This is a genomic window from Rhodoferax ferrireducens, from assembly GCF_049302455.1.
Classification (GTDB): Bacteria; Pseudomonadota; Gammaproteobacteria; order Burkholderiales; family Burkholderiaceae_C; genus Rhodoferax; species Rhodoferax ferrireducens_B.
The window spans coordinates 43,666-53,429 of sequence record NZ_JBAQMD010000114.1 but is presented as its reverse complement, the minus strand read 5'-3'; the positions used below and the strand labels follow the sequence as shown (position 1 = coordinate 53,429).

Here is a 9,764-nt window from a genome sequence, read left to right as displayed (position 1 = left end):
CTTTGCTGGTGCAGCTTTCTTTGCTGGTGCAGCTTTCTTTGCTGGTGCAGCTTTTTTAGCCGGTGCAGCCTTCTTAGCCGGTGCAGCCTTCTTAGCCGGTGCAGCCTTCTTAGCCGGTGCAGCCTTCTTAGCCGGTGCAGCCTTCTTAGCTGGTGCAGCCTTCTTGGCCGGTGCAGCTTTCTTGGCTGGTGCAGCTTTCTTGGCTGGTGCAGCTTTCTTAGCCGGTGCAGCTTTCTTAGCCGGTGCAGCTTTCTTCACGGGAGCGGCCTTTTTTACGACCGGTTTTTTTGCAGTTGCCATCATTGTTCTCCTTGATCAATTTACGAAGAGCACTTCATGCCAGTCAAAGCGCATGAAGCGATGCATGATGTTGGGCTCAAACCCAGCACTATGAACCAGGGTGCACAAATTACTGTTGCCTTCACAAGGGCAGTCAGCAAGACGTGAAATCTTTATTGTCATTTTTAAAAATTAATCCCAGGACAGCGCACCACCGGATTGATATTCAATCACGCGGGTCTCAAAAAAGTTGCGTTCTTTCTTGAGGTCAATCATTTCGCTCATCCACGGGAACGGATTCTCTTCATTGGGGAAAAGTGTCTCGAGACCGATCTGCGTGGCGCGGCGGTTGGCGATATAGCGCAAGTAGCCTTTGAACATGGATGCATTCATACCCAGCACGCCGCGGGGCATGGTGTCTTCGGCGTAGCGGTATTCCAGTTCGACAGCCTGCTCGAACAATGCCTTGATTTCAGCCTTGAACTCTGATGTCCACAACTGCGGGTTTTCAAGCTTGAGCTGGTTGATCAGGTCAATGCCAAAGTTGCAGTGCATGGACTCATCGCGCAGGATGTATTGGTACTGCTCGGCAGCTCCGGTCATTTTATTTTGACGCCCCAAAGCCAGAATCTGCGCAAAGCCAACGTAGAAAAACAGACCTTCCATCAGGCAGGCAAACACGATCAGCGACTTCAACAGGGTCTGGTCTGCCTCGTGAGTTCCGGTTTTGAATGCCGGATCCATGATGGCTTCAATGAAGGGGATCAAAAACTCGTCTTTGTCGCGGATGGACTGGACTTCGTTGTAGGCGTTGAAGATTTCACTTTCATCGAGACCCAAGGACTCCACGATGTACTGATAAGCGTGGGTGTGAATGGCTTCTTCAAAGGCCTGGCGCAACAAGAACTGCCGGCACTCAGGCGCTGTGATATGGCGATAGGTGCCAAGCACGATGTTGTTGGCCGCCAGTGAGTCTGCGGTGACGAAGAAACCCAGATTGCGTTTGATGATGCGACGCTCGTCTTCAGTCAGCCCGTTGGGATCTTTCCACAGCGCAATGTCACGCGTCATGTTGACTTCTTGTGGCATCCAGTGGTTGGCGCAGCTGGAGAGATATTTCTCCCAAGCCCACTTGTACTTGAAGGGAACGAGCTGGTTGACGTCGGTCTTGCCATTGATGATTCGTTTGTCAGCGGCATTGACGCGGCGGGGGCTGATGGAAACTGCTGCACCGCGCTGGTTCGCTGTGACGGATAGGGCTGGACGGGCCGCACCATCATGCAGCGAGTGAACCTCGGCAGATGCCAGCGACGGCTCCGTCGAGCGGCTGCTGGATGAGCCGCGTGTATGAGGCAATGGCGGTGTGGGCTTGACTTCTTCGTCCCAGGTCAACATAGATGATTCCAATCAGCAGATTATGAGAGCAGTGAAATGAAATGAAAAGTATTCATTCACATCGTTGCGCTATTGTGTTGATGAGTGTGGCGCAGCAACATCGCATCGCCACGATAGGGTGAGGGCATGAACCTCATTGACATGATTCGCAGGTTGGATCGTCAACGCCGCAAAATTTGATGTCGGTTGCAGGGCCGGATGCCATCTGCATTCTTGCCGTGGCCGCCGCAGCGTCCAGTGCACTCATGCTGGCACCGCCATGCGCCGACTCACTGCCTGAAGACACTGCATTCATGCGCCCGGCGGTGACGGTTGATTTCTCTGCATGGGTGGCCGACATGGTGCGCAGATAGTAGGTGGTCTTCAAGCCGCGAATCCAGGCCAGCTTGTACGTGTCATCGAGCTTTTTGCCAGAGGCGCCAGCCATGTAAATGTTGAGAGACTGGGCTTGGTCAATCCACTTCTGACGACGCGCGGCGGCTTCCACCAGCCAGCGCGTTTCAACCTCGAAGGCGGTGGCATACAGGGCCTTGACATCGGCCGGCACCCGGTCGATCGGATTCAAGGAACCATCAAAGTGTTTGAGGTCCATCACCATGACATCATCCCAAAGCCCCAGGCGCTTGAGGTCCTGCACCAGGTAGCTGTTGATGATGGTGAATTCACCCGACAGGTTGGACTTGACGGACAGATTGCCAAAGCAGGGTTCGATGGAGGCGTCAACACCGATGATGTTGGAGATGGTGGCGGTGGGAGCGATGGCGGTGCAGTTGGAGTTGCGCATGCCGTCCTTGGCAATCTTTTTACGCAGGGCTTCCCAATCCAGCGTGGATGAGCGGTCTACTTCCACATAGCCACCACGTTCGCGCGCCAGCATGTCCAGCGTGTCGATCGGCAAAATGCCCTGGTCCCACAGAGACCCCTTGTAACTGGTGTACTGACCCCGTTCACGCGCCAGCTCGGTGGACGCCCAATAGGCGTAATAGCAGATGGCTTCCATGGAGGTATCCGCAAATGCCACGGCCGCATCGCTGGCGTAGGGGATGCGCAGCTCATACAGGCTGTCCTGGAATGCCATGACCCCCAAGCCCACCGGCCGATGCCGCATATTGGCGTCACGCGCCTTTTTCACGGCGTAGAAGTTGATGTCGATCACGTTGTCGAGCATGCGCATGGCGGTCGTGATCGTCTTTTGCAGCTTGGCGTGATCGAGCACTTTGGCGCCGTCGGCCGAGCCTGCGGGAGCGTTCTTCAGGTGTTGCAGCAAGTTGACCGAGCCCAGATTACACACTGCTGTCTCCGTGTCGCTGGTATTGAGCGTGATTTCGGTGCACAGGTTGCTGGAGTGAACCACCCCGACATGCTGTTGCGGCGAGCGGATATTGCAGGCGTCCTTGAACGTGATCCAGGGATGGCCGGTTTCAAACAGCATGGTGAGCATTTTTCGCCACAGGTCCGCCGCTTGCACTGTGCGCGCTGGCTTGATCTCGCCGCGTGCTGCTTTTTCTTCGTAAGCGACGTAGGCCTTTTCGAAGTCGGCGCCAAACTTGTCGTGCAGGTCCGGCACATTGTTGGGCGAGAACAGGGTCCATTGGCCTTTTTCCATGACACGACGCATGAACAGGTCGGGAACCCAGTTGGCCGTGTTCATGTCATGGGTGCGACGGCGGTCATCGCCGGTGTTTTTGCGCAACTCCAGGAACTCTTCAATGTCGAGATGCCAGGTTTCCAGATAAGTGCAAACCGCCCCCTTGCGCTTGCCGCCCTGATTGACCGCCACCGCCGTGTCGTTGACGACTTTCAAGAAGGGAACCACGCCTTGCGACTCGCCATTGGTGCCCTTGATGTGCGCACCGAGGGCCCGCACCCGCGTCCAGTCGTTGCCCAGGCCGCCCGCGAACTTGGACAGCAGGGCGTTTTCTTTGATGGACTCATAAATACCGTCCAGATCGTCAGGCACGGTGGTCAGATAGCAGCTCGACAACTGCGAGCGCAAGGTGCCACTGTTGAACAGTGTGGGTGTGCTTGACATGAAATCGAAAGAAGACAGGACTTCATAGAACTCGATGGCGCGCGCTTCGCGGTCGATCTCGCCCAGCGACAGACCCATGGCCACGCGCATGAAGAATGCCTGCGGCAATTCAATGCGAGCCTTGCCCACGTGCAAAAAATAGCGGTCGTACAGGGTCTGCAGCCCCAGGTAATCAAACTTCAGATCGCGTTCGGCCTTCAGCGCGGCACCCAGTCGTTGCAGGTCAAACTGTTGCAGCCGTTCGTCGAGCAATTCGTGGTCAATTCCTTTTTTGATGAATTGGGGAAAATAATCGACGTAGGCTTGTGCCATGTCGGCCTGCACCACATCCCGGCCCAGGACTTCGTTGGCGATAGTGTGAAACAACAAACGGGCGGTGGCATAGGTGTAATCGGGGTCCTTCTCGATCAGCGTGCGTGCCGCCAGGATGGAGGCCTTGTACACCTCCTCCATCGGGACGCCGTCGTACAGGTTGCGCATCGTCTCTGCCAGGATCGGCTCAGGCTTGACGTCGGCACCCAAGCCGGTGCAGGCCGACTCGATGATGCTTTTCAGGCGCGCCAGGTCAAGCACGATGCGCTCACCCTTGTCCACGGCATGCAGCAGGGGTGCTGTGGCAGCTGTGGCGATCAATTGTTGGGCCCGTTCCTGCGTGCGCTTTTCCCGATACAGAACATAGGCACGAGCCACTTCATGATGACCACCGCGCATCAAGCCCAGCTCCACTTGGTCCTGCACATCCTCGATGTGAAACGTGCCCCCGGCCGGACGCGAGCGCATCAGGGCGCGGATCACACCCTGCGTCAAGCCGTCGACCGATTCACGCACGCTGGCCGAGGCGGCACCTTGTGTGCCATGCACCGCCAGAAAAGCCTTCATCATGGCAACGGCGATCTTGTTGGGCTCAAAAGGCACCACCGCGCCGTTACGGCGGATGATCTGGTACTGGCTCAGTGAGTGGGCCGCGGTGTCGTCGATGCCGTCCATACGGTGCACGGCAGGAACATCGGAGTGGCGGGCGGGTGATGGGTTTGAAACAGTCTGCATTTTGTCCTCGTCTGTCACTGTGTTTTAGGTGGGGCGGTGCCTGAATGGGCAGAACCTGATCCCGGGATATAGGTTTGCTTCGGTTTTGCAGAACACTATATATAGGGGTAACGTCATCATAAACCACTACCGGTAGTGGTCAGGTGAAAAGACCCTACTTAATTGAGGACAATAATCAGCAAAGACTTTTCAGTAAAACACTGGCTGGGAAAAATCTTGAGGACAAGCCCAACGCCTGTTGCAGCAGGGCCCAGTCGAAGCCACTTCCCGGGTCGGTTTTCCGTCCTGGTGCTATATGTTCGTGTCCGGCAACTTGTGTGATGGGGTAGCGTTGGAGAATGGCCGCACACAGGCTCGCCAGTGTTTCGTACTGACGTTCATCGAAGGGGGCGTCGTCAACCCCCTCCAGCTCGATGCCAATGGCGTTGTTATTGCAATCGCTGCGTCCCCGGTAACTCGACACGCCCGCATGCCAGGCGCGCCGGTCGCAACTGACAAACTGCTGCAGTTCACCCTGGCGACGGATGTAAAAGTGGGACGACACCTGTATGCCCTCGATCCGTTTGAAGTAGGGATGTGCGTTCCAGTCCAGCTGGTTGGTAAACAGGCGCTGTACCTCGTCACCGCCATACTGGCCAGGGGGCAGACTGATGCAATGCAGCACGATCAGGTCAATCTCGGCCTGGCTTGGCCGGGGGCCGTAATTGGGTGAGGCCAGCCGACCCGCAAATTGGTACCAACCCTCGCGCCAAAGCGGCGAATCGTCCTGTGCCTTAAAGGGACTCATCGGACAATTCGCCGCTGTGCGGGGTAACAATATTCAGTCTGGCAATGCGATAACCCATTTGGCGCTGGCTCAAACCGAGCCGGGCCGCTGCGGCGGTGCGATCAAAGCCGGTTTCACGCAGAGCCTGAATCAGGATGTCGCGTTCCTGAGTGTCGAGATGGCTTTGCAAGTCGCTGGGGATGGTGGTTTGATCGTCGTCCAGCGGTGTCGGGCCGCTATCCAGAAGAGAGGCGTCCTGGGTCAGCGGCTGCCGAGCGGTGAGTTCAAGCTGGAGCTCATCGCCGTCGCTCAAGGCGACGGCGCGCTGCAACAGATTCTCCAGCTCGCGCACGTTGCCGGGCAGCGGGTCTTGGGAGAGCTGTTCAAGTCCCGCTTTGGAGAGTGTCGGCACCGGAATGCCGGCCTCAAACGCGATCCGGCGCAGCAAGGTCTGGCACAGCGCAGGCAAGTCTTCCCGGCGTTCGCGTAATGGTGCAATCTCAATTTCAATGACATCCAGACGGTAATACAAGTCCTGCCGAAAGCGGCCCGCCAACACTTCCAGACTCAGGTCTTTGTGCGTGGCGCTGATGATTCGAACATCGACCGGTTCTTCCTGGGGCGACCCGATCGGGCGGATACAACGCTCCTGGATGGCCCGCAGCAGCTTTGACTGCATCGACAGGGGCAGGTCGCCAATTTCATCGAGAAACAAGGTGCCACCGCTTGCGGCCTGGAAGAAGCCAACGCGGTCCTGGGTTGATCCGGTATAGGCGCCTTTTTTTGAGCCGAAAAATTCGGCTTCGAGCAGACTCTCGGGAATCGCGCTGCAGTTCACCGCGACCCAGGCGCCGCCGGTACGGTGACTGTTGGCATGAATGGCACGCGCAACCAGTTCCTTGCCGGTGCCGGATTCGCCATGCACCAATACGGGTGCCATGCTGCGTGCCACCTTGACGATGCGCTCCTTGACCCGCCTCATGCTGTCTGATTCCCCCACCAGCCGCTGCAACACGGCATCGCTGCTCTCAGGGGGTGGCGAGCCGGCACGACCGAGCGGGGTTGCCCGCGGAGCCGGGTCCTGCACGGCAGAGGCGATGACGGATCGAAACTGCTTGAGATCAACCGGCTTGGTCAGATAGTCAAAAGCGCCCGTCTTGAGTGACTCGACGGCATTTTCTGCTGAGCCATAGGCTGTGATGACGACGCATCGCTCCGGGCGCTGTTGCGCCCGGAGTTGCTGGATCAGTTCCAGACCCAGACCATCAGGCAGGCGCATGTCGGTAATCACAACGTCAAAGCGGCGCTCGCCCAGATGCTGCAAGGCCTGCGCCAGGTTGCCGGCTGTTTCCACCCGGTAACCCTCGCGCAACAGTGTCAACTCGTACAGCGTACGCAAGTCGGGCTCGTCATCGACGACCAGAATCCGGGCATTGCTCAGCGTTGTGTTTGATGCCATGGTGTGTCCGGTATGTGCTGGTGGGTCATCTGGGCGCGGCTCGTTGCGGGCCGGGTCTGCAAGGTCACCAGGAACTCATTGCCATCAACAGGCTTGCCAGTCATGGTTCGCTGGGTCCGGTCGTAGGCAATAGTGGCACCATGCCCCTCGCACAACTCCCGGCAAATATAAAGGCCCAGGCCGCTGGAGCGGCTTTCTGAAGAAAAAAATGGTTCAAACAGATGTCGCTCCACCGATTGATCCATGGGCTGGCCGTCGCTCCACACACTGAGAGCGCAATGCCCAAGGGTCGTCGGTCTGACCGACACCTGAATCGCGTTAAGTTGGTGACTTGCGTAGCGCCGTGCATTGTCAAGCAGGTTGACCAGAATCCGGCGCAGATGCTCGGACTCAAACTTCACCTCGATCAAGCCGGGGGGTAGTTGGACGCTGAGCAGGTGCTCGCTGGCTGTCTGGTTTTGCCAGTCACGGCAAATTCTTTCGACCGATGCATTCAAGTCCAGCGCCGGCGTTGAATTGACACTTTCAAGCTGCTGCACGCGGGAGACATTGAGAATGTCTTCCACAATTTTCTCCAGCCGTTTGGCGTTCTGCTGCACCATCCGGGTGAGCTGCTTGTGTTTGGGGTCGATCAGGTCTTCGTCGAGCAGCGCATTGGCTTGCGTGATGGTGGCCAGCGGGTTGCGAATTTCGTGCGCCACCGCGGTGGACATGCGGCCCATGCTGGCCAGCTTTTCGGTTCGTATCCGCGCCTGCATCTCGCGCTGATCCTGCACGAACATGACACACAGCCGCTCGTCATCCCCTGCCTGCGTGGCCGTCAGCTGTGTGCGTACCTGGATATGCCTTGGACCTTGACCGGCCGGATGAATGGTGACATCGGCCTGCTGGGCGGCATGCCCGGAAAAACTGCGTTGCATCAAATCAACCAGGCACTGCCATTCAATCATCGCGTCGAGATTAAAAGACCTATCCCCCGGCTTGTGCCCAAACCCCAGCAGCTCGCGTGCCGCCGGGTTGGCGGCACGCACGATGCCGCGCCGATCGACCACCAGAATGCCTTCGGTCAAAGATTCAATCACCAGCTCGTTGACCCGTCTCTGTACCCGCGCGGCCAACTGGCTGCGTTGCGCCCGCAGCTCAACATTAACCAGACGGGTCGCAATCTGGCTGGCCAGAAACGAAATGACAAAACAGCCTGCACCCGTCAGCGCCGCCTGCAAAAAATGGGCGGCCATGTCTCCAGGTGCTTGAATGGACATCCAGCTGGCATAGCCAAACAACAACAAGGTCACGCCCGCCGCCGTGCCCATGGCCACCAGCAGCGAGCCCAAAATGGAGGCCATCAGAATTGGCAGGGCGAACAAGGGCGCGTAGTTGATGCTGCTGCCCTGCACCCATTGCAGGGCGATAAAAGCCAGCAGATCAACGCCAATTGTGCTGATCCATTGGACGTCAAACGTCCGCCCCAGTTGGCGCGGATGCGCCAGCAAGCGCACCGCCAGCGCAGCGGCGAAATAGCCGGTACAAATCAGGAGCAGGACGCTGTCTTTGGAGGCTCCCAACACATAGATGCTGCCTTGAAGCAACATCAGCACCACACCCAGTGTGACGCGGGCGGTCATGAAGCCGCGCCAAAGCCGCTGAAATTCTTCGGGCTTGTCGACCTTGTCTACGCCGGGTTCAAGCAGTGAAGGACCAAACCAGGAGTGTGTGTCTGGCGGCGGGTTCATTCAAGGCTCCGCGCGCTGGCGATGATCTGCGCTGCAGTACCAGCCCTTCTTGCCCTGAACGCCATCGGTTGCCGGAAAATGGACAGAGCACAGTTTGCAGCGCACCATGTCCAGCGGTGGTGGCTCACCTTTTGTCTTTTCACGATGCAGGCGCGCGTCAGACTGCCGATTGGAGCGCCACAGCCAGACACCCGCCAGCACCACCACCAGGATAAGTAACAGCTTCATAGCGCGCGTCCGAGCACAATCTCCATGACGAAGCGCGAGCCCACGTAAGCCAGCAGCAGAAATCCGGCGCCGATATACAAGACCCGTACCGCGCGCTTGCCCCGCCAGCCAAAACGGGCGCGGCCAATAAGTAAAACGGCAAAGATCAGCCACGACAGCAAGGAAAACGCCGTCTTGTGGTCCCATTTCAGGGGCGTCGCCGAACCATAAAGTTGCTTTTCAAACACGAGGCCCAGTACCAGGGTTGCCGACAGCAGCAAGAAACCTGCGCTCACAAACCTGAAGGTCAGGCGCTCCATTGTCAGCAGCGGCATGCCGATGTGGGCGTCAGCCGCCAGGCGAATGCGCTCTTCGCTGCGGCTCATGAACCACGCGTGCACCACAGCGGTGCCAAATAGACCATAAGACGCGATGCCCAGTGCCCAATGCACCGGCAGCCAGGGCGAGGCATTCGCATGCAACAGATTACCTGGGAACAAGGCCGCCAGCAGCACCACGATGGCGCCGAGCGTGGACAGGGCCCAGCGCGTTTGCAACAGTGGATAGACGCGGCTCTCAATGGCGTAGACGGCGGCCACCAGCCAGGCGGTGACTGACAAAGCCGGCGCAAAGCCGAAGCGGGGCGCCTCACCGAACAGGCTCCAGGCCAACATCACGCCATGCAGAAGCCAGCCCAGCCTGACTGCAGCCCGTGCCACACCGGTGCCCAGACGGGCGGCGCCGAAGGCCGACACGCCATAGGCTACAGCAGCGCCAAGCGCCAACGTCAGACTCAAGGGGGAAGCACTGGCTAAAATCATGGCTACAGTTTAGCGTTTTGCATAC

At 58.1% G+C, this 9,764-nt stretch carries 8 protein-coding genes; all 8 read right to left on the bottom strand.

Going from position 1 to position 9,764, the window contains the following annotated elements; translation table 11 throughout:
- Positions 1 to 300, bottom strand: a 300-nt coding sequence (locus WA157_RS18675) for a hypothetical protein (RefSeq protein WP_422622407.1), incomplete at its 3' end; no start/stop codon positions are given.
- Between the two features lie 171 nt (positions 301 to 471).
- Entirely contained in the window at positions 472 to 1,674 is a 1,203-nt protein-coding gene (locus tag WA157_RS18670; RefSeq protein ID WP_422622406.1) for a ribonucleotide-diphosphate reductase subunit beta, read from the bottom strand.
- Between the two features lie 133 nt (positions 1,675 to 1,807).
- Positions 1,808 to 4,693, bottom strand: a complete 2,886-nt coding sequence (locus tag WA157_RS18665; RefSeq protein ID WP_422622409.1) for a ribonucleoside-diphosphate reductase subunit alpha — start codon at positions 4,691 to 4,693, stop codon at positions 1,808 to 1,810.
- Positions 4,694 to 4,928: 235 nt separating this feature from the next.
- On the bottom strand, positions 4,929 to 5,540 hold the full coding sequence (gene ampD, locus WA157_RS18660) for a 1,6-anhydro-N-acetylmuramyl-L-alanine amidase AmpD (protein ID WP_422622405.1): 612 nt from the start codon (positions 5,538 to 5,540) through the stop codon (positions 4,929 to 4,931).
- Positions 5,527 to 6,978 (bottom strand): sigma-54-dependent transcriptional regulator, encoded by a 1,452-nt coding sequence (locus WA157_RS18655; RefSeq protein WP_422622404.1) that lies wholly within the window; start codon positions 6,976 to 6,978, stop codon positions 5,527 to 5,529. Before WA157_RS18655 ends, ampD begins: the two co-directional genes overlap by 14 nt.
- The gene (locus WA157_RS18650) at positions 6,957 to 8,711 is read right to left on the bottom strand and encodes a sensor histidine kinase (protein ID WP_422622403.1); all 1,755 of its coding nucleotides are present in this window, start codon (positions 8,709 to 8,711) and stop codon (positions 6,957 to 6,959) included. The genes WA157_RS18655 and WA157_RS18650 overlap by 22 nt, the downstream gene beginning before the upstream one ends.
- Positions 8,712 to 8,939, bottom strand: coding sequence for a PP0621 family protein (locus WA157_RS18645; RefSeq protein ID WP_422622402.1), 228 nt, complete (start codon positions 8,937 to 8,939; stop codon positions 8,712 to 8,714). It abuts the gene before it with no gap.
- Complete coding sequence (locus tag WA157_RS18640; protein ID WP_422622401.1) at positions 8,936 to 9,739, bottom strand: cytochrome C assembly family protein; 804 nt, start codon at positions 9,737 to 9,739, stop codon at positions 8,936 to 8,938. Before WA157_RS18640 ends, WA157_RS18645 begins: the two co-directional genes overlap by 4 nt.
- Positions 9,740 to 9,764 lie beyond the last annotated feature (25 nt).